Annotated in this window: 21 protein-coding genes and 1 pseudogene; 19 read left to right on the top strand and 3 right to left on the bottom strand. The window is 60.0% G+C overall.

The window, feature by feature from the left end:
- The first annotated feature begins 4 nt into the window (after positions 1 to 4).
- The 8 genes and pseudogenes from AX760_RS09525 to AX760_RS09490 all read left to right on the top strand — a co-directional run bounded on the left by AX760_RS09525 (position 5) and on the right by AX760_RS09490 (position 9,249).
- Positions 5 to 556: a sarcosine oxidase subunit gamma gene (locus tag AX760_RS09525; protein ID WP_071832651.1), complete on the top strand. Its 552-nt coding sequence runs from the start codon at positions 5 to 7 to the stop codon at positions 554 to 556.
- A 189-nt stretch (positions 557 to 745) separates the two neighbouring features.
- Entirely contained in the window at positions 746 to 3,172 is a 2,427-nt protein-coding gene (locus AX760_RS09520) for a GcvT family protein (protein WP_071832650.1), read from the top strand.
- Positions 3,173 to 3,470: 298 nt separating this feature from the next.
- Positions 3,471 to 4,373, top strand: coding sequence for a branched-chain amino acid ABC transporter permease (locus tag AX760_RS09515; RefSeq protein ID WP_071832649.1), 903 nt, complete (start codon positions 3,471 to 3,473; stop codon positions 4,371 to 4,373).
- A 79-nt stretch (positions 4,374 to 4,452) separates the two neighbouring features.
- Positions 4,453 to 5,946: pseudogene (gene livM, locus AX760_RS09510) on the top strand (high-affinity branched-chain amino acid ABC transporter permease LivM); the annotation flags it as partial.
- A complete protein-coding gene (locus AX760_RS09505) occupies positions 5,946 to 6,824 on the top strand; it encodes an ABC transporter ATP-binding protein (RefSeq protein ID WP_071832647.1) in 879 nt (292 codons plus the stop codon). The pseudogene livM and the gene AX760_RS09505, both read left to right, overlap by 1 nt.
- Entirely contained in the window at positions 6,824 to 7,549 is a 726-nt protein-coding gene (locus AX760_RS09500; RefSeq protein ID WP_071832646.1) for an ABC transporter ATP-binding protein, read from the top strand. The genes AX760_RS09505 and AX760_RS09500 overlap by 1 nt, the downstream gene beginning before the upstream one ends.
- Positions 7,550 to 7,664: 115 nt before the next feature.
- Positions 7,665 to 8,009: a DUF6867 family protein gene (locus AX760_RS09495; protein ID WP_071832645.1), complete on the top strand. Its 345-nt coding sequence runs from the start codon at positions 7,665 to 7,667 to the stop codon at positions 8,007 to 8,009.
- 121 nt (positions 8,010 to 8,130) lie between these two features.
- Positions 8,131 to 9,249: a branched-chain amino acid ABC transporter substrate-binding protein gene (locus AX760_RS09490; RefSeq protein ID WP_071832644.1), complete on the top strand. Its 1,119-nt coding sequence runs from the start codon at positions 8,131 to 8,133 to the stop codon at positions 9,247 to 9,249.
- A gap of 133 nt (positions 9,250 to 9,382) precedes the next feature.
- Here AX760_RS09490 and AX760_RS09485 read toward each other — a convergent pair whose 3' ends face one another.
- Positions 9,383 to 9,799 (bottom strand): MarR family winged helix-turn-helix transcriptional regulator, encoded by a 417-nt coding sequence (locus AX760_RS09485; protein ID WP_071832677.1) that lies wholly within the window; start codon positions 9,797 to 9,799, stop codon positions 9,383 to 9,385.
- 434 nt (positions 9,800 to 10,233) lie between these two features.
- Here AX760_RS09485 and AX760_RS09480 point away from each other — a divergent pair, with 434 nt between their 5' ends.
- Positions 10,234 to 11,061 carry an alpha/beta fold hydrolase gene (locus AX760_RS09480; protein ID WP_425348832.1) on the top strand — a complete coding sequence of 276 codons (828 nt, stop codon included), beginning with the start codon at positions 10,234 to 10,236 and terminating at the stop codon, positions 11,059 to 11,061.
- 44 nt (positions 11,062 to 11,105) lie between these two features.
- Here AX760_RS09480 and AX760_RS09475 read toward each other — a convergent pair whose 3' ends face one another.
- Both AX760_RS09475 and AX760_RS09470 read right to left on the bottom strand, forming a co-directional pair.
- Positions 11,106 to 12,029, bottom strand: a complete 924-nt coding sequence (locus AX760_RS09475; protein ID WP_071832642.1) for a response regulator transcription factor — start codon at positions 12,027 to 12,029, stop codon at positions 11,106 to 11,108.
- Positions 12,022 to 15,408, bottom strand: a complete 3,387-nt coding sequence (locus AX760_RS09470) for a hybrid sensor histidine kinase/response regulator (protein WP_071832641.1) — start codon at positions 15,406 to 15,408, stop codon at positions 12,022 to 12,024. The genes AX760_RS09475 and AX760_RS09470 overlap by 8 nt, the downstream gene beginning before the upstream one ends.
- Before the next feature lie 226 nt (positions 15,409 to 15,634).
- On the opposite strand from AX760_RS09470, the gene urtA reads away from it, so the two are divergent.
- The 10 genes from urtA to AX760_RS09420 all read left to right on the top strand — a co-directional run bounded on the left by urtA (position 15,635) and on the right by AX760_RS09420 (position 23,944).
- Positions 15,635 to 16,924 (top strand): urea ABC transporter substrate-binding protein, encoded by a 1,290-nt coding sequence (gene urtA, locus AX760_RS09465; RefSeq protein WP_071832640.1) that lies wholly within the window; start codon positions 15,635 to 15,637, stop codon positions 16,922 to 16,924.
- A 342-nt stretch (positions 16,925 to 17,266) separates the two neighbouring features.
- The gene (gene urtB / locus AX760_RS09460) at positions 17,267 to 18,874 is read left to right on the top strand and encodes an urea ABC transporter permease subunit UrtB (protein ID WP_071832639.1); all 1,608 of its coding nucleotides are present in this window, start codon (positions 17,267 to 17,269) and stop codon (positions 18,872 to 18,874) included.
- The gene (gene urtC / locus AX760_RS09455; RefSeq protein ID WP_071832638.1) at positions 18,871 to 20,058 is read left to right on the top strand and encodes an urea ABC transporter permease subunit UrtC; all 1,188 of its coding nucleotides are present in this window, start codon (positions 18,871 to 18,873) and stop codon (positions 20,056 to 20,058) included. The genes urtB and urtC overlap by 4 nt, the downstream gene beginning before the upstream one ends.
- Before the next feature lie 4 nt (positions 20,059 to 20,062).
- Entirely contained in the window at positions 20,063 to 20,815 is a 753-nt protein-coding gene (gene urtD / locus AX760_RS09450; protein ID WP_071832637.1) for an urea ABC transporter ATP-binding protein UrtD, read from the top strand.
- Positions 20,816 to 21,053: 238 nt separating this feature from the next.
- Entirely contained in the window at positions 21,054 to 21,749 is a 696-nt protein-coding gene (urtE, locus tag AX760_RS09445) for an urea ABC transporter ATP-binding subunit UrtE (RefSeq protein WP_071832636.1), read from the top strand.
- A gap of 11 nt (positions 21,750 to 21,760) precedes the next feature.
- The gene (locus AX760_RS09440) at positions 21,761 to 22,591 is read left to right on the top strand and encodes an urease accessory protein UreD (RefSeq protein WP_071832635.1); all 831 of its coding nucleotides are present in this window, start codon (positions 21,761 to 21,763) and stop codon (positions 22,589 to 22,591) included.
- Between the two features lie 27 nt (positions 22,592 to 22,618).
- Positions 22,619 to 22,921: an urease subunit gamma gene (locus AX760_RS09435; RefSeq protein WP_071832634.1), complete on the top strand. Its 303-nt coding sequence runs from the start codon at positions 22,619 to 22,621 to the stop codon at positions 22,919 to 22,921.
- 9 nt (positions 22,922 to 22,930) lie between these two features.
- Positions 22,931 to 23,200, top strand: a complete 270-nt coding sequence (locus AX760_RS09430; RefSeq protein WP_071832633.1) for a DUF1272 domain-containing protein — start codon at positions 22,931 to 22,933, stop codon at positions 23,198 to 23,200.
- Positions 23,201 to 23,213: 13 nt separating this feature from the next.
- Complete coding sequence (locus AX760_RS09425) at positions 23,214 to 23,519, top strand: urease subunit beta (protein ID WP_071832632.1); 306 nt, start codon at positions 23,214 to 23,216, stop codon at positions 23,517 to 23,519.
- Positions 23,516 to 23,944, top strand: coding sequence for a lysozyme inhibitor LprI family protein (locus AX760_RS09420; RefSeq protein WP_071832631.1), 429 nt, complete (start codon positions 23,516 to 23,518; stop codon positions 23,942 to 23,944). Before AX760_RS09425 ends, AX760_RS09420 begins: the two co-directional genes overlap by 4 nt.
- The last annotated feature ends 30 nt before the right edge of the window (positions 23,945 to 23,974 follow it).

Here is a 23,974-nt window from a genome sequence, read left to right as displayed (position 1 = left end):
GGATATGGTTCACCAATATGCAGACCGCCACACCCTGGAGGGCCTCGTTCCGGCGGATGTTTCGGCCGGTGCCGACCATCTGGCGGTGGCTGCGCGGCAGGCAATCGTTGTCGTTCTTGCCGCGCCGGGGCAGGAGGCTGCGGTTGCTCACCTGCTCGCCTCCGACGAGGATCTCTCGGCGCGGTTTTCGGCACCCGGAGAATGGCTTGTCATATCTGGCCTGCAGACGCCCGAGCTTTTGCATCAGGCGCTCGCCGCTCTCCTGGGCGACATGGCCCATTGCATCGACCAGAGCCACGGGCGCGTTTTGCTGCGCCTCACGGGCCTGAATGCGCGCGCCATTCTCGCAAAGGGCGCGGGTCTCGACCTGCACCCGTCCGCATTCTCCGTCGGCCAATCAGCCAATGTCCTGTGTGGCCATATCAGCGTCAATCTGGCGCGTGTCGGGGACGACGCCTTCGAGATCGTCGTGATGCGCAGTTTTGCCGATACCCTGCTGCACGACCTCAGGGACATGGGCCGCGCCTTCGATCTGACGACCGCGTTTCTGGCGTGAGAAACGAATGCGTCATGTGCTGACGCATTTGCGGCGTTGACGGGTCAGAAAATGGCGGGAATGGACAAGACCTCTTCGCACAGCTGTCTTTATCCGGCGTGGCTTTCCCAATAGGTTTTCAGCGATCGTTGTTACACCAGATGTCCGGTGCGCAGTCTGCTTGCGCACCCGCGAACCGGAGAGTTTTCCATGAAGAGCCATGCCAGGGTCGTCGTCATCGGTGGAGGTGTCGTCGGGTGTTCGATCCTGTACCATCTGACCAAGTTCGGCTGGACCGATGTCGTGCTGCTCGAGCGTTCGGAGCTGACATCCGGCTCCACCTGGCATGCGGCCGGTGGCATGCACACGATCAATGGCGATCCGAACGTCGCCAAGCTGCAGAAATACACGGTCGAACTCTACAAGGAGATCGAGGCGTATTCCGGACAGGACATCGGCCTGCACATGACCTCCGGCATGATGCTCGCGGCCACCAAGGAACGTTTCGACTGGATGAAGTCGATCCTGGCCAAGGGGCGCTATATGGGCCTCGACGCGCATCTCCTGAGCCCACAGGAAGCGCACGAGCTGATGCCCTTGCTTGATCCCAAGCAGTTCGTCGGTGCCGTGTTCGATCCGGTCGAAGGCCATCTCGACCCCTATGGCACGACGCATGCCTATGCCAAGTCGGCCAAGAAGAATGGTGCCGACATCTATCTGCACACCAAGGTCGAGGATCTTGTGCAGCTCGAAAGCGGTGCCTGGCGGGTGATCACCAACAAGGGCGAGATCATCGCCGAGCATGTCGTCAATGCCGCAGGCCTGTGGGCCCGCGAAGTCGGCCGCATGACCGGGCTCGAACTGCCGGTGCTTGCCATGGAGCACATGTATCTCATCACCGAGGACATGCCTGAGGTTATCGAGTTCAACAAGACGACCGGCAAGGAACTGATGCATTGCGTCGATTTCGACGGCGAGATCTATCTGCGCCAGGAACGCAACGGCATGCTGATGGGCACCTATGAAAAGGCCTGCCGGCCCTGGTCGCCGCTGACGACGCCGTGGGATTTCGGCCATGAGCTGCTGGCCGAGGACATCGAGCGCATCACGCCCGAGCTGGAAGTCGGCTTCCGCCATTTCCCGGCCTTCAACAATGCCGGCATCAAGAAGATCATCAACGGCCCGTTCACATTCTCGCCGGATGGAAACCCGCTGGTCGGTCCGGTGCGCGGCCTGACCAATTACTGGTCGGCCTGTGCCGTCATGGCCGGCTTCAGCCAGGGTGGCGGCGTTGGTCTGGCCCTCGCCAACTGGATGATTTACGGCGATCCGGGCTATGACGTGTTTGCCATGGACGTTTCGCGCTACGGCGATTTCGCGACGCTTGGTTATACCAATGCCAAGGTGCGGGAAAACTATTCCCGCCGCTTCTCGATCCGCTATCCGAACGAGGAACTGCCGGGCGGGCGCCCGTTCCTGACCACGCCGATCTATGACAAGCTCAAGGAAGCCGGTGCGATCTTCGGCGCGTCCTATGGCCTTGAGGCGCCGCTGTGGTTTGCGCCGAAGGGCGAGGAGGACAAGTTCTCGTGGTACCGGTCCAACGACTTCGATGTCGTCGGCGCGGAAGCAAGGGCGGTGCGCGACAGTGTCGGCCTGATGGAAACCTCGGGTTTTGCCAAATATGCCATCACCGGCACGGGCGCAGAAGCATGGCTCGACCGCCTGCTCACCTGCCGCATGCCATCGGTGGGACGCATGGCACTGGCGCCGATGCTGAAGGACGACGGCAAGCTGATCGGTGATTTTACGCTGGCCAAGCTGGGCGAGGGGGACTTCCTCCTGATCGGCTCCGGCATTGCCGAGGATTATCACATGCGCTGGTTCGAGAGCCACCTGCCGAAGGATGGTTCCGTGACGCTTCGGGCGCTCAATCTGGAGCTGGTCGGCCTGTCGATCGCCGGGCCGAACGCACGCGCCGTCATGGCAAAGCTCACGCATCTCGACATGTCGGATGCGGCCTTCCCGTTCATGGATATCCGTCGCATGGACCTGAAGATGGCACCGGCTATCGTCGGCCGCGTCAGCTATACCGGCGATCTCGGCTATGAAATCTGGATGAAGCCGGAATATCAGCGTTACATCTACGACCTCCTGATGGAAGCGGGTGGGGAATTCGGGATCCGTCTGTTCGGTCTGCGGGCGCTCAACGCGCTTCGTGTCGAAAAATCCTTCGGCAGCTGGTCGCGTGAATATCGACCGCTCTACGGCCCCTACGAGGCAGGCCTTGGCCGATTCGTCGCCCTGTCCAAGGCGGCCGATTTCATCGGCAAGGCGGCAGCTGCGGCGGAAAAGGTTCATGGCGGCACGCTGCGGCTGCGCACCTTCATCCTCGAAGCCCAAGATGCGGACGTGATCGGCGACGAACCGATCTACCTCAACGGCGAAGTGCGCGGCTGGGTGACCTCGGGCGGCTATGCCCATGCATCCGGCGTTTCGGTGGCCATCGGTTATGTCCCGAAGGAAATCGCCGAGGAAACGGCGGGTTGGTCGATCGAACTTCTGGGCGAGATCCTGCCCGCCCGACTGCAACCGCAGGCTCTATTCGACGCCAATGGATCGCGCATGCGCTCCTGACCGGGCGATTGCAGTTTTGTCGCATTTCATCGTGCAGTGGCCCGATCCGGCGATTGCGAAGGCGGCGCCGTAGAATTCACCGTTTGGTGCTGAAAATACAGCGCCAAACTGCTGATTTTTTGGTTAAATGGCTTTTAAAGCGTCACTTTCACCAAAAATTCAAAGATTTTCCGGGAAGCCGCACTTTGCGCTTCACTTTTGTTTCGAAAGCATTATGGAATCCCCATTGAAATAGGCTCGCAAAGAGCCTGCAAAACAAGAGGTCTGACCCTAAGGGGATCGGATCCGGGGGATAGATATGGAGTATTTTGTCCAGCAGGTCGTTAACGGCCTGACGCTTGGCTCGATCTATGGTTTGATCGCCATTGGCTACACGATGGTCTACGGGATCATCGGCATGGTGAACTTCGCGCATGGCGATATTTTCATGCTCGGCGGCTTTGCTGCCCTGATCGTCTACCTTTTGCTGGTTTCGCTGTTCGGTGGCATCCCCATCGCGCTTGCGCTGTTGATCATGATCCTCGTTGCGATGGTGATGACGGGTCTCTGGAACTGGGTGATCGAGAAGATGGCCTATCGGCCATTGCGCGGTTCGTTCCGGCTGGCGCCTCTGATCACTGCGATCGGCATGTCGATCGCGCTGTCCAACTTCATCCAGGTAACGCAGGGTCCGCGCAACAAGCCGATCCCATCCATGGTTTCCACCGTCTATGAAGTCTTCGGGATCTCGATTTCGCTGAAGCAGATCATCATTTTCGTGGTCACCGCGGTGCTGTTGACGATCTTCTGGTACATCGTCAATCACACGCCGCTCGGCCGTGCGCAGCGGGCGACCGAACAGGATCGCAAGATGGCGGCGCTGCTCGGCATCGATGTCGACAAGACCATCTCGATCACCTTCGTCATGGGCGCTGCGCTCGCGGCCGTCGCCGGCACCATGTACCTGATGTATTACGGCGTGATCGTGTTCACCGACGGCTTTACTCCGGGCGTCAAGGCGTTCACGGCAGCGGTCCTCGGCGGTATCGGTTCGCTTCCTGGGGCTGTGCTCGGCGGTCTGATGATCGGTCTGATCGAAAGCCTGTGGTCGGCCTATTTCACGATCGACTACAAGGATGTTGCGACATTCTCGATCCTCGCCATCGTGCTGATCTTCAAACCGTCCGGTATCCTTGGACGTCCGGAAGTCGAGAAGGTATAATCCCATGGCAAAAACGACTTCCAAAACTGCCGTTTCCGACGACAACCTGATGGCGCGGGCGCTGCGCGAGGGCTTTTATGCGGCCCTCGTCGCCCTTGGCCTGTTCATCCTCTTCGTCGGCCTGAAAACCGACCAGAACATTCTGAACGAACTGATCCTCGTGCAGCGCTGGGGCCTGCTTGCAGTCTTCGTCGCGATCGCGGCCGTCGGGCGCTTCCTGACCGTTGCCTATATCCGGCCTTTCCTGGCTCGCCAGAAGGTCACCGATGTCGTCACCGGCCTCTTGCCCGACAGTGTCGCAACGCGGTTCTTCCGCATGCCGGCGCTCATCGTCGCCGCTGTGATCGCCGTCATCCTGATGTTTGCCGGGGAGACGATCGGGGCGGCTGTGCCGGCCGCGCTCGCGCCCTGGGTCACGATGATCCGCGCCTTTGCGATCATCTACGTCCTGGCGTTCGGGTTCTTCTATTTCCGCGCCTATATTTCCGCGCATTTCAACATGCTGGCGCTGATCGCGCTGCTCATCTACCCGCCGCTGATGGTCTATCTGTTCGGCTTCCAGGGGTCGTTGAAATATGTCGACAATTTCGGCATCCAGATCCTGATTTATGTCATGCTGGCCTGGGGACTGAACATTGTCGTCGGTCTCGCCGGTCTGCTGGATCTGGGATATGTCGCCTTCTACGCGGTCGGGGCCTATTCCTACGCGCTGCTGTCGTCCTATTTCGGCCTGTCGTTCTGGATCCTTCTGCCGATGGCCGGCATTCTGGCCGGGTTCTGGGGCATTATACTGGGCTTCCCGGTCCTGCGCCTCAAGGGTGACTATCTGGCGATCGTGACTTTGGCTTTCGGCGAAATCATCCGTCTCGTGCTGATCAACTGGACGGCCGTGACCAAGGGAACCTTCGGTATTTCGGGCATCGCCAAGGCGTCGGTGTTCGGCATCTGGTCGTTCGATCTCGCTGCACCCAACAATTTCGCAAAGGTCTTCGAGCTGCCGATGTCCTCGGCCTACTACAAGATCTTCCTGTTCTATCTGGCACTCGCACTCTGCATGCTGACCGCACTGGTCACCGTTCGCCTGCGTCGGATGCCGATCGGCCGTGCCTGGGAAGCATTGCGCGAAGACGAAATCGCCTGCCGCTCGCTCGGTATCAACACGGTCACGACGAAGCTCACGGCCTTTGCGACGGGTGCCATGTTCGGTGGTTTCGCCGGCTCGTTCTTCGCCGTCCGTCAGGGCTTCGTTTCGCCGGAAAGCTTTGTGTTCCTCGAATCCGCGATCATCCTTGCCATCGTCGTTCTTGGCGGCATGGGCTCGCTTGTCGGGATCGCAGTGGCTGCGACGGTCATGATCGGTGGCACGGAACTGCTGCGCGAGATGACGATCCTGAAACAGGTCTTCGGGCCGGAATTCACCCCGGAACTGTACCGCATGCTGATCTTCGGTCTGGCCATGATCGTGGTGATGGTCTGGAAACCGCGCGGCTTCGTCGGATCGCGTGAACCGACGGCATTCCTGCGCGAACGCAAGAGCGTTTCCGGCAGCTTCACCAAGGAAGGTCACGGTTGATGGCGACCGGAGTGAACATGATGACAAAAGATCCAATTCTCAAAGTCGAACACCTCTCGATGCGCTTCGGCGGCCTGATGGCCATCAACGATCTCTCGTTTGAAGCCTATCGTGGCAATATCACCGCTCTGATCGGCCCGAACGGGGCCGGGAAGACCACGGTCTTCAATTGCATCACCGGCTTCTACAAGCCGACGATGGGCATGATCACCATGCGCCAGAAAGCCGGCAAGGAGTTTCTGCTCGAGCGCATGTCGGATTTCGAGGTGACGCGCGACGCGAAGGTCGCCCGCACCTTCCAGAACATCCGGCTGTTTTCCGGCCTGACGGTTCTCGAGAACCTGCTGGTTGCCCAGCACAACAAGCTGATGCTGGCTTCTGGCTATACGATCCTCGGTCTGCTCGGCTTCCCGGCCTACAAGAAGGCTGCGGCAGAGTCGATCGAGCAGGCAAAGTACTGGCTCGACAAGGCCAGCCTCACGGACCGCGCCGACGATCCGGCCGGCGATCTGCCCTATGGTGCCCAGCGTCGCCTGGAAATCGCCCGCGCGATGTGCACAGCACCGGAATTCCTGTGCCTTGATGAACCGGCTGCCGGCCTCAATCCGCGTGAATCGCTGGCGCTGAACGAGCTTCTGCGCAGCATCCGCTCCGATACCGGCACGTCGATCCTGCTCATCGAGCACGACATGTCGGTGGTCATGGAAATTTCCGACCATGTTGTTGTGCTGGAATATGGCCAGAAGATTTCCGACGGCAATCCAGAGCATGTGAAAAACGATCCGAAGGTTATTGCGGCCTATCTCGGTGTAGAGGATGACGAGGTCGATGAAGTGATCGAAGAGATCGAGCATATTGCCCCTGGAGGAACGCTGTGATGAGCGATACCCTTCTCCATGTGCAGAACGTCGAAACGTATTATGGCAATATCCGGGCGCTGGCTGGCGTCGATGTCGAGGTCAGGAAGGGCGAGATCGTCTGCATGATCGGCGCCAACGGTGCCGGCAAGTCGACCCTGATGATGACCGTCTGCGGCAGCCCGCAGGCACGCACCGGCTCTGTGATCTTCGACGGCCAGGACATCACGCGCATGCCGACGCACGAAATTGCGCGTCTGCGCATTGCGCAGTCGCCGGAAGGGCGCCGGATCTTTCCGCGCATGACCGTCTATGAAAACCTTCAGATGGGCGCGAGCCTCGATAACCTGAAGTATTTCAACGAAGACGTGGATAAGATCTTCACGCTGTTTCCGCGCCTCAAGGAACGCCAGTCGCAGCGCGGCGGAACACTTTCGGGCGGCGAGCAGCAGATGCTGTCGATCGGCCGTGCACTGATGGCCCGCCCCAAGCTCCTGCTCCTCGACGAGCCGTCGCTTGGTCTTGCCCCGCTGATCGTCAAGGGCATTTTCGCCGCGATCAAGAAGCTCAACCAGGAAGAGGGACTGACCGTCTTCCTCGTCGAGCAGAACGCATTTGCAGCACTGAAGCTGTCCGACCGTGGCTACGTCATGGTCAATGGCAAGGTGACGATGAGCGGGTCCGGCAAGGAGCTTCTCGCCAATCCGGAAGTGCGCGCGGCCTATCTCGAAGGTGGCCATCACTGATGGCCGGGCTGTCTGCTGTTGCCGTTTTGGCGGCCGTCAGACAGGAAATGGAAGCCGATATTCGCAGCGGTCCACCGGGTTCTTGAGCCGGATGGCGCTTTGAGGGAGAAACGGAATGCAAGGCATTCTCTATGAAGAACCCACGGTTCTGCAATTTGCGTTCATCACTGTCATCATGGGTGGATGGACCGCATGGCGAACAGGAAGAAGCGCTGCGGAAGGCTGGAGCGGATACGGCACGCTGGTCATCTACACGCTGCTTCTCGGCGTCGCCATCCGCTTCATCCATCACGCGCTTTTCAACGGCGGCATGCTGGCTTTCCAGTTCTATGTCGTGGACACGGTGATCCTTTTGCTATTTGCTACGGCAGGTTATCGCTATTACCGTACGAAGCAGATGACCAATAATTACTACTGGCTCTATGAGAAGGCATCGCCCTTTTCCTGGAAGTCGAAATAACCGAGGGAATCCCGGCAGCGGCACGCGTTGTGCTGCTGGCGGATAAAAACACCGGCACGATTATAGTGGGTATCGTGACCGGTTTTAAACGACACCCGCTCAATTTTTTGGGAGTAACAAGATGAAGAAGTCACTTTTGTCGGCTGTTGCGCTGACTGCAATGGTCGCTTTCAGCGGTACTGCATGGGCTGAATTGCTGGTTGGTGTTGCTGGTCCGTTGACGGGTCCGAACGCAGCTTTCGGTGCGCAGCTTCAGAAGGGTGCTGAGCAGGCTGCTGCTGACATCAATGCTGCCGGCGGCATCAATGGCGAGCAGATCAAGGTTGTGCTCGGCGACGACGTTTCCGACCCGAAGCAGGGCGTTTCCGTTGCCAACAAGTTCGTTGCTGACGGCGTGAAGTTCGTCATCGGCCACTTCAACTCCGGCGTTTCGATCCCGGCTTCTGAAGTCTACGCTGAAAACGGCATCATGCAGATCACGCCGGCTTCGACCAACCCGACCTTTACCGAGCGCGGCCTCTGGAACACGTTCCGCACCTGCGGCCGTGATGACCAGCAGGGCGCCGTTGCCGGTGCCTACATCGCTGCAAACTTCAAGGATGCCAAGGTTGCTGTCGTTCACGACAAGACACCTTACGGCCAGGGCCTTGCTGACCTGACCAAGGCTGCCATGAACGAAGCCGGTGTAACCGAAGTCGTTTACGAAGGCATCACCGCTGGTGACAAGGACTTCTCGGCCCTGATCGCCAAGATGAAGGAAGCCGGCGTTTCCGTCGTTTACTACGGCGGCCTGCACACTGAATTCGGTCTGATCGAGCGCCAGGCTGCCGACCAGGGCCTGAAGGCAACCTTCATGTCCGGCGACGGCATCGTTTCGAACGAACTGGCTTCGATCGCTGGCGACGCTGTTGAGGGCACGCTGATGACGTTTGCTCCGGATCCGCGCAAGAACCCGGCTGCTGCTGAACTCGTCGAAAAGTTCCGCGCTGCAGGTTTCGAGCCTGAAGCCTACACGCTGTACTCCTATGCTGCCCTGCAGATCATCGCAGAAGCTGCAAAGACCGCCGGCGGCAACGACCCGCAGGCAGTTGCCGAGAACGTCAAGGGCAAGGGCCCGTTCCAGACCGTCATCGGCGAACTCAGCTATGACGACAAGGGCGACATCACCCGCCCGGACTACGTCATGTACACCTGGAAGAAGGGTGACGACGGCAAGTACACCTACTTCCAGAACGAGTAGTCTTCTGGTTTCGGCTTGATCCGAACCCATGATCTCAGGATCGCGAAAGCCCGGGCACGTCCCGGGCTTTTTGCATTTCAGACCGGTCATTGTTCCTGTGTCGCGCCAACGGGAACAGGTGTTGTCGTGTCGATCAGCGCAGCATCGCGGTCCGGACCTTCGAGAGTGCGTGTTTCAAAGCCTGCAATGTTTCCTCTGTCAGTCCTGTCGCTTCCAGAATGCAATTCGGAATGGCCTGGGCTTTTTCCTCAAGCGCGCGGCCGGATTCCGTCAACTGGATCCGCACCTGCCGCTCGTCTCTGGCGTCGCGGACGCGTTTCAGATGCCCTGTCGCTTCCAGGCGTTTCAGCAGCGGCGTCAGCGTGCTGGACTCCAGAAACAGTTTTTCCCCAAGACTGCCGACGGTCTGGTCGTCTTTCTGCCAAAGCGCGACCATGGCCAGATATTGCGGGTAGGTCAGGTCAAGGGTCTCGAGCAGCGGTTTGTAGATCCGGTTGAAGGCGTGGTTGGTGGAGTAGACGGTGAAGCACAGGAAATCATCGAGTTTCATGTGGTCACCGGAACTGCTTGGCTTTTCGGTCATCGAAGGGTTCCTTTGCTATTGTCATAAAATAATCGTGCACGATTTAATCGCAAGGGCTTGACTGTCGTATATTCCAATTATATGTCTATCGCACGATCTAATCGTTAGCGATATTAAAACTGGTGACTTTCAGGTTTGAAAATGACGCATAAATAAATCGCTTACGATTTAATCGCTAACAAATTAAATGCAACGGTTTTCTGCCCAGCCGGCAAGAAAACAAGCTCTCGAAGGACACTGAAATGGCCCGCCGCGCATCGACACCCGACATCAGACTTTCCCGCCGCAATCTTCTGCTGACCGGCATCGGTGCAGCAGCCGCGGTCGGACTGCCGGCCGTAGCGATCGCTGCGTCGGCCTCCACTGTATCCACCCAGGCATCGACAAAAGGAGAAGAGACAATGAGCAGCAAGATCGTGACCAAGGACGGCGTTGAAATCTACTACAAGGATTGGGGCACCGGTCAGGCCGTCGTTCTCAGCCATGGCTGGCCACTGAACTCCGATAGCTGGGAGGCACAGGCTTTCCATTTGGCATCAAATGGCTTTCGCGTCGTCACGCATGACCGGCGCGGCCATGGGCGATCCAGCCAGCCCTGGGACGGTAACGACATGGATCACTATGCCGACGACCTCGCTGCGGTGATCGAGGCGCTGGACCTGAAGGATGTCATCCTGATGGGCTTTTCAACGGGCGGCGGCGAAGTGGCGCGTTATATCGGCCGTCATGGAACATCGCGCATCGCGAAGGCCGGCCTGATCTCCGCCGTGCCGCCATTGATGCTCAAGACATCCGCCAACCCCGGCGGCCTGCCGATCGAGGTTTTCGATGGTATCCGCGCCGGCAGCCTTGCCGATCGCTCCAAGCTCTACCGCGATATTGCCAGTGGTCCGTTCTTCGGCTTCAACCGACCGGGCGCCAAGGTCTCGCAAGGCATGATCGACAGCTTCTGGCTGCAGGGCATGACGTCCGGACACAAGAACGCCTATGATTCGATCAAGGCGTTTTCCGAGACCGACTTCACCGAAGACCTGAAGAAGTTCGATATCCCGACGCTGATCGTTCATGGCGACGACGACCAGATCGTGCCGATCGCGGCCGCCGCCCTTGCTTCGAAGACGCTGGTGCCGCATGCCGAACTCAAGGTCTATCCGGGTGCACCGCACGGCCTGGCGGATACGCACAAGGATCAGCTGAACGCCGATATGCTCGCCTTCGCAAGGTCCTGAGCAAACGCAACCGGGCTGCGTTTTACCACGCAGCCCGGTTGCGCCTATTCCTGATGCAGAACATTGGCCGCCTTGACGGCTGCGGATGCGCGGTTCTCGACGCCGAGCTTGACGTAGATCTGTTCGAGATGCTTGTTCACGGTGCGCGCACTGAGGCCCAGGATCTCGCCGATGTCGCGATTGGATTTGCCCTTGCCGATCCACAGCAGCACCTGCGCCTCGCGCACTGTCAGCGAGAAACTCTGGCGCAGGATTTCGTCATCACTGGTCTGGCTGACCCCGGTCAGGCGAAACAGGAACTCGTCGCTGCCGATTGCGCCGAGAAAGGCAAGCTGCAGCACCGGCTGACCCTGCTGGTGGATCATCAGAACCGCATTCTTCGGCGCACCGGGTTTTTCCCTGTCCGCCATCCATTGCTGGATATGGCTCGCCAGCGTATCCAGGCCGTCGTCGCGCCCGGTCGCTGCATTGACGAGCCGTGTCGCCTGCGGCGTCGACCACTGGATCGTGCCATTGCTGCGCACGGCGAGGAGATGGCGTCCGGCGGCGTCAAGCGCGACACGGGCACTCTGCGCCGAGCGCGCATTGGCCAGATGCACGCGGATGCGCGCGCGCAGTTCGTCGATGTTGATCGGTTTGGAGAGGTAATCGACGCCTCCCGATTCCAGGGCATGAACGATATGCTCGGTTTCCGTCAGGCCGGTCATGAAGATCACCGGAACCTGCGCCACGCCGGGATTGGTCTTCAGTGTCCGGCAGGTATCGAATCCGTCCATGCCCGGCATGATGGCGTCCATGAGGATGACATCCGGCGTGATCCGGTCGACGACATTGATCGCGGCCTTGCCGGAGGTGGCGATCAGCACGGAAAAGCCGGACTGCTCCAGCGCATCGGTGAGAAAGCCCAGCGTCTCCGGGCTGTCGTCGACGATCAGCACGATATCGCGGGGATGGGCAGTCTCAGTCACCGGCCGGCCTCCCTTGTTTGTTGATATTCTGCAGGAAGTCCGCATAGCCGGCCAGATCGAAGGCCTGCACGTAGGTCTTCACCGCCTCGGTAAAGGGCTGGTTTTCTTCGGAGCGCGCGAGATCGGCAAGCTTGGCCTCGATGCCACGGACATAGCCGATTTCGCCCAGCCTGATCAACTCCTCGACATGGGTGACGCCCGGATTGCGGATCTCGCCGGACGGTTTCTCGGGCGACGCGGGCAGGGTGTCGCTGTAGATCCATTCCAGACCCAGCTGCACGGCGAGTTTGTCCTGCAATTGCCGGATATCGAAGGGTTTGGCGAGCGTGTCGTTGTGTCCGGTCTGGCTGTCTGCGGCCGTACCATCGCCGATATTCGCCGAGAGCATGATAATCGGTGCGATCTGTTCCTGGTCGCGCAACCGGCTCACCAGCTGCCAGCCGTTCATTCCGGGCATGGAAATGTCGATCAGGAAAAGGTCCGGGCGCACCCCTTCGATCAGTGTCAGGCATTCCGTGCCGCCAGCGGCAGTCAAAACGACGAAGTCCAGCGGCATCAGCACTTCGCGCATCAGATCGCGGTGATCCTCATTGTCATCGACGACGACGACGGTGCGGCGCGGCCCGCTATAGCCGGCGATCTTGCGCACGGAGGGCAAAGGAAGCATCGGCCGGTCGATCGCCGACAGCATCAGGCGGACCTTGAAGGTCGAGCCCTGGTCGCGGGTGCTGACCACGGAAATCTCGCCTCCCAGCGTTTCCGTCAGAAGCCGGGTGATCGTCAGCCCCAGCCCGAGACCCGGCATCGGACGGATATGTTCGGCCTCGCCACGCTGGAAAGGCTCGAAGATGCGCGGCAAGTCTGTTTCCGAAATGCCGCGACCGGTATCGGAGACCGTGAAGGTGGCAACCTGGCTGCGATAGGCGACATCGAAGCGGATGGTGCCGGTATCGGTGAACTTGATGGCATTGGACAGGAGATTGACGAGGATCTGGCGCAGCCGCTTTTCGTCGGTGCGGACATGCTGCGGCAGACTGGAGGCCCGATCGTGAATGAAGACCAGTCCTTTGGCCTGCGCCTGCGGCCGGAACATGTCGGCGATCTGGTCGAGAAAATCCTGGATGTTGATCTCGTTGGAATAGACCTGAAGCCTGCCGGCCTCGATCTTGGATATGTCGAGCAGCCCGTCGATCAGACCAGACAGATGATCGGCGCTGCGCTTGATCACCTTGATCGCCGATTGTCGCGGTGCCGGAATGGTTTCGTCCCGCTCGAGGATCTGCGCGTAACCGAGCACGGCATTCAAGGGCGTCCGCAGTTCGTGGCTGAGGCCGACGACATAACGGCTCTTGGCGCGGTTGGCGGCTTCCGCCGTCTCCTTTGCATATTGCAGGGCGGCATCGGTCTTCTTGTGGGCGGCGATTTCCTTGAGCAGCAGCGTGTTCTGCCGGGACGATTCTTCCTCGGCGACCAGTCGGCTGTCATGGGCAAGAACATAGAACCAGCAGACGACGCCGGTGACGACCGAAAAGACGAAGAAGACAACAACCGCCGTCCGGTTGATCACCTCGGCCATTTCGGGCGATGCGGTACCCGTCTGGTGGGCGATCATCGCGAGGATGATGCCGATGCCGGTGATTGCCAGCACCACGGCGATGCCGTAGCGGCCGAGGCGGGTCGCAAGCTTTTCCGTGACGATCTGCGGCAGGAGCGCCTTGGCGACGACGGCGGTCTGCGCATTGAAGCGCGCATGCGGCTTGCACATGTCGTGGCAGCGGCTGTCGAGCGAGCAGCAGAGCGAACAGATCGGCGCGGAATAGGCCGGGCACCAGGCCATGTCCTCCGGCTCGAAGGGATGTTCGCAGATCGAGCAGGTGACGGTCGGCAGCATTTTCCAGCTCTGCCGCGGTTTGCGCGCCAGATAATATTTGCCTTTCGTGGCCCTGGCGATGGCCGGCGAGGTGATGAAGGCGGTGATCAGCGCGATATAGGGGGCGAGCGAGGCTGCCATGGCGCCGAACGCCCCGAAATGCGCAAAAAGGGCGACGGCGGCGGAAATCGTCATTGCTCCGACGCCGACCGGATTGATGTCGTAGAGATGTGCCCGCTTGAACTCGATGCCGGGGGGCGCAAGGCCAAATGGCTTGTTGATGAAGAGATCGGCCGAAATCGCGCAGAGCCAGGACATGGCGATGATCGAGAAGATGCCGAGCGTTTCCTCTAGCAGCCGGTAGATGCCGAGTTCCATCAGAAGAAGCGCGATCGCGACGTTGAACATCAGCCAGACGACGCGGCCGGGGTGGCTGTGGGTCAGCCGCGAAAAGAAATTCGACCAGGCGAGTGATCCTGCATAGGCGTTCATGACGTTGATCTTCAACTGCGAGACGACGACGAAGGCGACCATCAGAAGCAGCGTCGCATTGGGCCAGGGGATCATGTAGCCAAAGGCGGTCAGATACATATGGGCCGGATCGGCGGCATCCTCGACCGAGACGCCGGCACTCAGGCACAGAACGACAAGGAAGGATCCGGCAAGCAGCTTCGGCGCACCGACGACCACCCAGCCGGCGCCGGCCAGAAACACTGCGAAACGATGTCGCGCCTTGCTTTGCCCTTCAGGCGGCAGAAAACGCAGGAAGTCGACCTGTTCACCGATCTGCGCCATCAGCGCGAGAATAACGGCGGATGCGGCGCCGAATTCGGCAAGCGAGAAGGACGCGATCTGGCCGGGTGCCGCGGCAGCCTTGTGGGCGCCCTCGAAGGACAGCCAGAGATCGAATTTGCTCCAGTCGGCCAGCGCAATGAAAATGAAGGGCAGGATGTTGAGGATGATCCAGAACGGCTGGGTCATGATCTGGAACCGGCTGATCAGCCGCACCCCATGCGTCACCAGCGGGATGACCATAACGGCGCTGATGATATACCCGATCCACAGTGGTATGCCGAGCGCCAGTTCGAGCGCCGCCGACATGATTGAGGCCTCGATGGCAAACAGCATGAAGGTGAAGGAGGCATAGATCAGCGAGGTGATCGTCGAGCCGATGTAACCGAAGCTCGCCCCGCGTGTCAGGAGGTCGATATCGACGCCATGGCGGATGGCATAGCGGCTGATCGGCAGGCCGACACCGAGCATGACGGCGCTGGCTACCAGAATGGCGATGATCGCATTGGTCGTACCGTAGGACAGCGTGATGGCGCCGCCGATCGCTTCCAGCGCCAGGAACGAAATCGCTCCGATCGCGGTTTGCGAGATGCGCTGCGAGGAAAATTGCCGGGCGCTCTTGGCGGTGAAGCGCAGCGCATAATCTTCCAGCGTCTGGTTGGCGACCCAGCGATTGTATTCGCGCCGGACCGGAATGATGCGCTGGCGGGCTGTCATCGATGCGTGGGTGTCCCGTTTTCTGGCCGTTGCGGCCGGTTTTGGCGGCCTCGATTGGGCGTAGCATAGAAACGGATCGGTATTAAGTATACCGCATTGCACACTTGCCCACCCCGACTACGTCAATTGACGTATACAGCTTTGATGAACCCCGGCGGATAGTCTGTTTACGAACGGTTAAAGGTCTCCCAAGACGCCGTCGTCAAGAGAACGAGAGGGGTTCACAATGAAAATCAAATCTCATGTCATGGGTGCGTTTCTGGCCGCGGCACTGGCTGCGACAGCAATGTCCCCTGCAATTGCGCAGGAAGACACGATCAAGGTCGGCGTTCTGCATTCGCTGTCCGGCACGATGGCCATCTCCGAGACCACGCTCAAGGATGCCATGCTGATGCTCATCGAGGATCAGAACAAGAAGGGCGGTCTGCTCGGCAAGAAACTTGAAGCCGTCGTCGTCGATCCGGCCTCCGACTGGCCGCTGTTCGCCGAAAAGGCCCGCGAGCTGATCTCGGTCAACAAGGTTTCGGCCGTATTCGGTTGCTGGACCTCGTCGTCGCGCAAATCCGTCCTGCCTGTTTTCGAAGAGCTGAATTCCATCCTCTTCTACCCGGTCCAGTACGAGGGTGAAGAATCCTCGCGCAACATTTTCTACACAGGCGCCGCGCCGAACCAGCAGGCCATTCCGGCCGTCGATTACCTGATGGAAACCGAAGGCGTCGAGCGTTTCGTTCTGGAAGGCACCGACTATGTCTATCCGCGCACGACCAACAAGATCCTGGAAGCCTACCTGATCGCGAAGGGCATCCCGAAGGAAGACATCCTGATCAACTACACGCCGTTCGGTTTCTCCGACTGGCAGACGGAAGTTGCCAAGATCAAGGAATTCGGCTCGGCCGGCAAGAAGACCGCGGTCGTCTCGACGATCAATGGTGATGCCAACGTTCCCTTCTACAAGGAACTCGGCAACCAGGGCATCAAGGCCACCGACATCCCTGTTATCGCGTTCTCCGTCGGGGAAGAAGAACTCGCGGGCCTCGATACGAAGCCGCTGGTTGGCCATCTTGCTGCCTGGAACTACTTCCAGTCGGTTGATGCGCCGGTCAATGCCGAGTTCATCGAACAGTGGCATGCCTACACCAAGAACGACAAGCGCGTTACCAACGACCCGATGGAAGCTGCCTATATCGGCTTCAAGGCCTGGGTATCTGCCGTCGAAGCTGCCGGCACGACAGACACGGACGCCGTTCTCGACACGATCATCGGCACGACCGTTCCGAACCTTTCGGGCGGCTATGCCACCGTCATGCCGAACCACCACATCACCAAGCCGGTGCTGATCGGTGAAATCCAGGAAGACGGCCAGTTCGAAATCGTGCAGCAGACCCCGGCCGTCGTCGGTGACGAATGGTCCGACTACCTGCCCGACTCGAAGGATCTTATCTCCGATTGGCGCAAGCCGATGGAGTGCGGCAACTTCAACGTTGCCACCGGCAAGTGTGGTGGCAAGGGTTCCTGATAGTAAGATTGCTGTTTTCATCAAGGTCAATATATTCGGGTGACGGTCTCGGCCGTCACTCTCAAATGATCCCATGACGTTTTGATTTTACGCCAATACCCTCCGTCCCGGTCTCCCATCTGGACGGAGGGACTTCACTCCCATCTTGCGCTCATGAGGGCGCCCACAGGTGGCACGTTTCCTGCTTCGTGAACGGCGGCACCTGTTCCGGGCGGCCGATCGCTTCCCTGGTGTTCGATCTGGTCCTCAGCCGGCACGGATATGCGGAAATGTTAGGCAACAGCTTTGATGCCGCGCTATCTCCCGAGGCGCAGCGCCGGATCCAACGGAACAAGAAGAGCCATGTATCGCGCCATCCAAACCTTCCTTGTCGCCCTTTGTCTTCTCGTCAGTTGCCTGGCAACCGGGCTGCGTGCCCAGGAAGACATAAGGCCGCTCGTCGATGCGCTCGGTGTCGGCAATTTCCCCCAGAAGGTCCAGGCGGTCAACGCGCTGGCTGCATCCGGCGATCCCAAGGTCGCGGAGATCCTGCAGAACCTCAGCGACGGCAAACTTTTTGCAGCCAAAAATGGCGGCCCCATCTATCTCGCCGGTGACAGCGATGGCAGTTTCGTCGATGTGCTCACGGGTACGCCGGTTGCCGATGCGCCCGGAAATCTCACCAAAATCCGCCTCAACAACAGTCTGCGTGGCGCGATCACCGCGGCGATGAGCCAGCTGACACTGATGAGCCCGGACCGCTCGGCGCGTCTGGCTGCGGCACAGGACCTGCTAAGGGATGCGAACCCGGACAATCTGGATCTTCTCAACAGCGCGCTGGCGGAGGAAAAGGATACCGAGGTCAAGAACACGATGGAGGCTGTGCGCGCTGTCATCCTGCTGAAAACCGACGCCAGCGTCGCCGAAAAGGAGGCAGCCATCGAAATGGTCGCGTCGCGCGGCAATCGCGATGCGCTGACGATCCTGAAGGCCGCGCTGACCAGCGCGCCGGTAGAACTAAAGCCTGAAATTGAGCGCCACATCAGCTCGATCGAGAGCAGCCTTGCCGTGTGGGACGTCGCCCAGAACCTCTGGTACGGGCTGTCGCTGGGGTCGGTGCTGCTGCTGGCCGCCATCGGTCTGGCAATCACCTTCGGCGTCATGGGCATCATCAACATGGCGCATGGCGAAATGGTCATGCTCGGCGCCTACACGACCTATGTCGTGCAGCAGACCGTGGCTGCCGTTGCACCCGGGCTTGTCGATTACACGCTGGCTTTTGCGGTACCGATGGCTTTTCTCTTCACCGGTCTCGTCGGTATCGGCATCGAGCGCAGCATTATCCGCTGGCTCTATGGCCGGCCGCTCGAGACGCTGCTTGCCACCTGGGGTCTGTCGCTCATCCTGCAACAGTCGATCCGCACGATCTTCGGGCCGACCAACCGACAGGTGGACAATCCGAGCTGGATGTCCGGCGCGTTCGACTTTGGCGGTCTGTCGATCACCTATAACCGGATGTGGATCATCGTCTTTTCGATCGGCGTCTTCATCGCCCTGCTGCTGCTGCTGAAGCGTTCGAAATTTGGCCTGCAGATGCGCGCTGTCACCCAGAACCGACGCATGGCTTCTTCCATGGGTATCCGCACCCCCTGGGTCGATGCGCTGACCTTCGGTCTCGGCTCCGGCATTGCCGGCATTGCCGGGGTCGCACTCAGCCAGATCGACAACGTCTCGCCCAATCTCGGGCAGAACTACATCATCGACAGCTTCATGGTCGTCGTGTTCGGCGGGGTCGGCAATCTCTGGGGCACGCTGGTCGGCGCGCTGACGCTCGGCATCGCCAACAAGTTTCTCGAGCCCTATGCCGGCGCCGTGCTTGGCAAGATCCTGATCCTGGTTCTCATCATTCTGTTCATTCAGCGGCGGCCGCGCGGGCTGTTCGCGCTCAAGGGAAGGGCGGTCGAACAATGATTTCGCAAATGCTCCTGCGCACCCACGAAAAGAAGACGCTCATCGTCGCTTTTCTGATCCTTCTGGCCGCTGCCTTCGTTCCGCTGTCAAACCTGCTTCTGGCAGAAAGCAATCCGCTGCATATCCCGGGCTATCTTGTGCCGCTGCTGGGAAAATATCTCTGCTATGCGCTGCTGGCGCTCGCGCTCGATCTTGTCTGGGGCTATTGCGGCATCCTGTCGCTCGGCCATGGCGCCTTCTTTGCGCTGGGCGGTTATGCCATGGGCATGTACCTGATGCGCCAGATCGGCAATCGCGGCGTCTATGCCAATCCGGACCTGCCGGACTTCATGGTCTTCCTCAACTGGCCGGAATTGCCCTGGTACTGGTATGGTTTCAGCCATTTCGGTTTTGCCGCCCTGATGGTGATTGTCGTGACTGGCCTGCTCGCCTTCGTCTTCGGTTGGCTGGCCTTCCGCTCGCGCGTCACAGGCGTCTACCTGTCGATCATCACGCAGGCCATGACCTATGCTTTGCTCCTCGCCTTCTTCCGCAACGAAATGGGCTTTGGCGGCAATAACGGCCTGACGGACTTCAAGGATATTCTCGGACAGAATATCCAGGCCGCGGGAACACGCGCCTCGCTGTTTGCCGCAACCGCCATTGCCCTGGCACTGGCGCTGCTGCTCAGTTCGGCCATCGTCCGGTCGAAATACGGCAAGGTTCTGGTCGGCGTGCGGGATGCGGAAAGCCGGACGCGCTTCCTCGGCTATCGCGTTGAGAACATGAAGCTCTTCATCTTCACGATCTCGGCAATGATGGCGGGTGTCGCCGGCGCGCTTTACGTGCCGCAGGTCGGCATTATCAATCCGGGCGAGTTTGCCCCGGCAAACTCCATCGAGGTGGTCATCTGGACGGCTGTCGGCGGACGCGGAACGCTGATCGGCCCGATCATCGGCGCCATCCTCGTCAACTTCGGCAAGAGCATCTTCACGGCCGCCTTCCCGGAGTTCTGGCTGTTTGCGCTCGGTGCCCTGTTCGTGGCCACCACGCTGTTCCTGCCCAAGGGCATTGTCGGTACGGTCGAGCAGTATTTTGCGCGCCGCCGGGAATACAAGGCTGCCGGCGAAACCGAGAAGACCTACCAGGAAGACAAGGCGGCGGCCCTGACCGCAACCACAGCAAGCCCACAGGCAGCGGAGTAGAGCCATGGCCGGAAAAATGTCGACAAGCATGCTCTATCTCGATGGTGTCTCCGTCTCCTTTGATGGTTTCAAGGCGCTGAATTCTCTGTCTTTCGTGGTCGAGCCAGGAGAGCTCAGGGCGATCATCGGGCCGAACGGCGCCGGCAAGACGACGATGATGGACATTATCACCGGCAAGACCCGGCCGGATTCGGGGCAGGTTTTTTTCAATGGCGAAGTCGACCTGACCAAGAAGGATGAAGCCGACATTGCCCAGCTCGGCATCGGCCGCAAGTTCCAGAAGCCAACGGTGTTTGAAAGCCATACGGTGTGGGACAATATCGAGCTGGCGCTGAACCGCAAACGCGGCGTGTTCTCGACCCTGTTCTACCGCATGACACCCGGCGACAAGGCCCGCATCGAGGAAATCCTCGAAACCGTGCGCATGACGGCGCGCAAGGACGATCTGGCCGCCAATCTTTCCCATGGCCAAAAGCAGTGGCTGGAAATCGGCATGCTGCTGGCGCAGGAACCGAAGCTTCTTTTGGTCGACGAGCCGGTTGCCGGCATGACTGACGCCGAAACCTCCGAGACAGCGGTGCTTTTGAAGGAAATCGCCAAGACCCGCTCCGTCGTCGTCGTCGAGCACGATATGGGCTTCATTCGCGATCTCGGCGTCAAGGTGACGTGCCTTGCCGAGGGATCGGTGCTTGCCGAAGGCTCGATCGATTTTGTCAGCAGCGATCCGAAGGTGATCGAGAATTATCTGGGGCGGTGATCATGCACTATAACGTCTCGCTGTTTGCTACGGAGCTTGATGCGGTCTCCCCCTTCTCCCCAACGGGGAGAAGTGCCGAGCGTATGCGAGGCGATGAGGGGGGCTTCGCCGGGAGTTCCGAGTCAGCAATCCCCCTCATCCGGCGCTTTGCGCCACCTTCTCCCCGCTGGGGAGAAGAGGCCGCAAGCGGCCTCACGAACGAGGTCAATCCCTCCGTACACTCCCAAGGATCCGCCCCATGCTGACGGTCGATAACATCAATCTGCACTATGGTGCGGCGCAGGCGCTTCGCGGTGTCTCCATCACGGCTCCGATGGGCAAGATCACCTGCGTGCTTGGCCGCAACGGCGTCGGCAAGACCAGCCTGATGCGCGCGGTTACCGGCCAGCATGCGGTCAGTGGCGGAACCGTTACTTTCAACGGCAAGCTTTTGAACGGCATGGCACCCTACAATCGCGCCAAGCAGGGCATCGGTTTCGTGCCGCAGGGCCGCGAGGTTTTCCCGCTGCTGACAGTCAAGGAAAACCTGGAGTCCGGCTACGCGCCGGTTGCGCGCAAGGACCGCTTCATTCCGGACGATATTTTCAGCCTGTTTCCGGTTCTCAACACCATGCTGAAACGACGCGGCGGCGATCTGTCCGGGGGGCAGCAGCAGCAGCTGGCGATCGGCCGGGCGTTGGTCACACGTCCGAAAATCCTGGTGCTCGACGAGCCGACCGAGGGTATCCAGCCCTCGATCATCAAGGATATCGGCCGCGCCATCCAGTATCTGCGGGATTCGACCGGCATGGCGATTCTGCTTGTGGAACAATACCTTGACTTCTGCCGCGAGCTTGCAGACCATGTCTACATCATGGATCGTGGCGAGATCGTGCATGAAGGCCCGGCCGAAACGCTGGATACGCCGGAAGCGCGCCGCCACCTCACAGTCTGACGGCGGATTTTATGGAACAGGCGGCAGTGATTGCCCCGCAACGGGCCTGGGGCAAGGGACGGCTGGTGGCAAAGCCGTTTGCCGGCCGCACCCGCCTTGCCGAACTCTACCAGGAAGGCTGCGCCAAGATCCGCCTGCCCGAGAGCTTCGACGGAACGATGGAGGCGGTGCTGATCAACAGTTCCGGCGGCCTGACCGGCGGCGACCGGATGGACTGGAGCTTTGCGTCGGGCGAAGGCACGCAACTGACTTTGACGACGCAGGCCTGCGAAAAAATCTACAAGGCGAGCGCCGACACAGCCGGGGTTGCAACGAGGATCGAGGTCGGGCCGGGGGCAAGTGTCAACTGGCTCCCGCAGGAGACGATCCTGTTCGAGCGGGCCTCGCTCAGCCGCCGCCTGGAGGTCGATATTGCCGACGGCGGGCAGTTTCTCGCGGTCGAAGCGGTGCTGCTCGGTCGTACGGCCATGGGCGAGGCAATGGAGACGGGCCTGTTCCAGGATTGCTGGCGCATCCGTAAATCCGGCGCGCTCATCCATGCGGAAAACATGCGGCTTTCGGGCGATGTCGGCGCCTTGACGCAAGGCGCTGCGGTGCTGGGCGGCAAGGTCGCTTTCGCAACGATCTTCTATACGGGGCCGGATTGCGAGGCGCTGGTCGCGGGCTTGCGCCGTCTACTCGGAAATGCTTCGGGCGGTGTCAGCCAGTACCAGGTCGCAGGCGAGGACAAACTCGTCGCGCGGCTTGCGGCAAAGGATGGCTTTGCCTTGAGAAAAATCCTCATCCCACTCATTTCGCACTTGCGTAAAGGCGCGCCAGTGCCGAAAGTCTGGACACTGTAATCTGGCACGCAATATCGGTGGCGACGCATGAATCTCACTCCCCGCGAAAAAGACAAACTGCTGATTTCGATGGCCGCCATGGTAGCCCGCCGGCGGCTCGAGCGCGGCGTCAAGCTCAATCACCCGGAAGCCATCGCGCTGATCAGCGATTTTGTCGTCGAAGGCGCGCGGGACGGCCGTTCCGTCGCCGATCTGATGGAGGCGGGCGCCCATGTCATCACGCGGTCTCAGGTGATGGAGGGCATTCCGGAAATGATCCACGACATCCAGATCGAGGCGACGTTCCCAGACGGCACCAAGCTTGTCACCGTGCACGAACCCATTCGCTGAGGATCGGCGATGCTGGCGCTCACACCCAATTGCGAATGCTGCGACCGGGATCTTCCACCCGATAGCCGGGACGCGCTGATCTGCAGTTTCGAATGCACGTTCTGCAGCGATTGCGCGTCGGAGACACTTTCGGGCATCTGCCCGAACTGCGGCGGCGAGCTTGTCCGCCGTCCGATCCGGCCCGCCGCAAAACTTGAAAACAACCCGCCTTCGTTGCTGCGCGTGTTGAAAGCCGAAGGCTGTGCGCCGGGTGATGACCAGGCAACCAGAGCCACATGAACAGGAGAGACGCATGATCCCGGGCGAAATCATTGCAGCAGAGGGCGAGATCGAGCTGAATGCCGGTCTGGAAAGCATCAGCCTCGACGTTTCCAACACCGGCGACCGTCCCGTGCAGGTGGGCAGCCACTATCATTTTGCCGAAACCAATCCGGGTCTTGCGTTCGACCGCAGCGCAGCCCACGGCCGGCGGCTCGATATTCCGGCAGGCACGGCGGTGCGTTTCGAGCCGGGCCAGACCCGGACTGTTCATCTCATTCCCTTCGCCGGCAAGCGTGAAGTCTACGGTTTCCGGCAGGAAGTCATGGGGGCTCTATGAGATCTCGCAGTCTGCTCTTCGGTCTCGCAATCACGACGCTTCTGGTCGGTGCCGGCGTATCCGTGGCGCAGGAGGATCCGGATATTGATTGCGGGAATGCCACGACGCAGTTCGAGCTGAATTACTGCGCCAACCGTGAATACGAGGCTGCCGACAAGGTGCTGAATGCGACCTACAAGATGGTGATGGCGCATATGGTCGGGGTCGACAAGGCGATGGCCGGATCGGATCCAAGCCTTGTCGGCGCTGCCGATGCTTTGAAGAAGGCCCAGCGTGCGTGGATTGGCTATCGCGACGGGCAATGCGTTTTGTCCGGCTTTTCGGCGCGTGGCGGTTCGATGGAACCGATGCTGGTCTCGGGTTGCCTGGCCGACCTGACGACAAGGCGGACGGCGGAACTGAAAGACGTGCTGGAAGCCTATTGATGAGCGGAATTTGGGATTGAGCGTGGGGCA

This window comes from Pararhizobium antarcticum (genome assembly GCF_001885585.1).
Lineage (GTDB): Bacteria > Pseudomonadota > Alphaproteobacteria > Rhizobiales > Rhizobiaceae > Pararhizobium > Pararhizobium antarcticum.
This window is presented reverse-complemented; position numbering and strand designations above follow the sequence as displayed.